2 protein-coding genes are annotated in these 2,081 nt (G+C 66.3%); both read left to right on the top strand.

Annotation, left to right across the window (positions count from 1 at the left end):
* On the top strand, window positions 1–1,446 hold a 1,446-nt coding region (locus GX108_00995), incomplete at its 5' end, for an aminomethyl-transferring glycine dehydrogenase subunit GcvPB (GenBank protein ID NLO55626.1).
* 87 nt (window positions 1,447–1,533) lie between these two features.
* Window positions 1,534–2,081, top strand: a 548-nt coding sequence (locus GX108_00990; GenBank protein ID NLO55625.1) for an NAD(P)/FAD-dependent oxidoreductase, incomplete at its 3' end; no start/stop codon positions are given.

The following is a 2,081-nucleotide window of genomic DNA, read 5'->3' as shown; positions in this document are numbered from 1 at the left end:
TTCGAATCGAGCCGACCGGGAAGAAAGGGCTACGCCCTGCCCGAACTGGACGTCCCGGCCGTCGACTGCGGGGCCGTCCTGGGAAAATCCTGCCGGGAGAAAGCCCCCAGGCTGCCCGAGATGGCGGAGGTGGACGTCGTCCGCCACTTTACAAGGCTGTCGAAACTGAACTACTCCGTCGACGAGGGGTTCTATCCCCTCGGGTCATGCACCATGAAGTACAACCCCAAGGTGAACGAGGTCGCAGCGAGGATGCCGGGCTTCGCCCGGGTCCACCCCCTCCAGCCGGAAGAGACGGCCCAGGGGGCGTTGAAGCTCCTGTTCGACCTGAGCGGCATGCTGGCCGAGATCACCGGCATGGACGCCGTCACGCTCCAGCCCGCGGCGGGCGCCCATGGGGAACAGACGGGGCTGATGCTGATCAAGGCGTGGCACGAAAGCCGCGGCGAAGGCAAGAGGACCAAGGTCATCGTGCCCGATTCGGCCCACGGCACCAACCCGGCGTCCGCCACCGTCACGGGGTTCGAAACCGTGGAGGTGGCCTCCGACGAGGAGGGCATGGTGGACCTGGATTCCCTGAAACTCCTCCTGGACGACACCGTGGCGGCCCTCATGCTGACGAACCCCAACACGCTGGGCATCTTCGAAAAACACATTCTGGAACTCACCGAGGCCGTCCACCGGGCCGGGGGGCTGGTCTACTACGACGGGGCGAACCTGAACGCCATCATGGGCAAGGCGCGCCCCGGCGACATGGGTTTTGACGTCCTGCACCTGAACCTCCACAAAACCTTCGGCACCCCCCACGGGGGAGGCGGTCCGGGGTCGGGGCCGGTGGGAGTCAAGGCCGAACTGGAGCCCTTCCTGCCCGCGCCCGTCGTCGCCTTTAAGGGCGGACGCTATACCCTCATCGGGAAGGACGAAAGGCCGAAATCCATCGGCAGGGTCAGGAGCTTCTACGGAAACTTCGGCGTCCTCGTGAAGGCTTACGCCTACATCCGTGCCCTCGGGCCGGAAGGCCTGAAGGACGCCTCCGAGATGTCGGTGCTCAATGCCAACTACCTGGCCAAAAAGCTGGGCGGCCTCTACCTCCTGGCCCACAAGGGCCACTGCATGCACGAGTTCGTCCTGAACGGCGGCCCGCTGAAGCGCGAAACGGGCGTGAGCAGCCTGGACGTGGCCAAGGCCATCATCGAGGCCGGGTTCCATCCGCCCACGATCTACTTCCCCCTCATCGTACCCGAGGCCCTCATGGTGGAGCCCACGGAGACGGAATCGGTGGAGACCCTCGACCGGTTCGCCCAGGCCATGGAGGACATCGTGGCCAAGGCGCGATCCGAGGGGCCGGAGGCCTTCCACGGCCTGCCGACGACGACGCCCATCTCCAGGCCCGACGAGACCATGGCGGCCCGCAACCCGATCCTGCGCTGGCAGTTCGAGGAATAACCGATCTTTGTCCGGCGGGGCGCCTTTTTCAACAGGAGGCGCCCCTTGCTTATCGCCGACACTTGTACTTGTAAAGGAGAGAAGGCCATGTACGATCTCGTTATCCTCGGCGGGGGGCCGGGCGGCCTGCGGGCCGCCGACCTGGCGGCGGCCGCCGGAATGAAGACCGTCCTCGTGGAGAAGGATCGCCTGGGAGGGGTCTGCCTCAACAGGGGATGCATCCCCACCAAGGCCCTCTACGCCCACATCATAGGAGGGAGAGGCCCCAGGGAGGGGCTCTGGACCAGGGTGGAATCCGTCGTGGACAAACTCCGCCAGGGCTCGGCCACGTCGCTCCGCATGGCGGGTGCCAGGGCGGTCCGGGGGACCGGCTGTGTAACCCACTGGGAGGGAGAGAAAAGGGCCCGTGTGACAAAAGAGGACGGGAGCGTCGATGAGATCAGCGGAACCAGGCTCCTGCTGGCCACGGGCGCCCGCTCGGTGCGCCCCCCCTTCCAGGGCGACGACTTGCCGGGAGTGGTCACCGGTGACCGGGCCATCACGGAACCCTCCCTCTGGGATCCAGAGCGCAACTCGCCGGTGCATACCGTGGCCGTCCTCGGTGCGGGGGTCATAGCCATCGAGATGGCCGCGTT

Origin of the sequence: Thermovirga sp., assembly GCA_012523215.1 — a bacterium.
In the GTDB taxonomy this organism is placed as follows: Bacteria; Synergistota; Synergistia; order Synergistales; family Thermovirgaceae; genus 58-81.
Note: the sequence above shows the minus strand (reverse complement) of the source record. Positions and strands in the feature narration are given on the sequence as shown.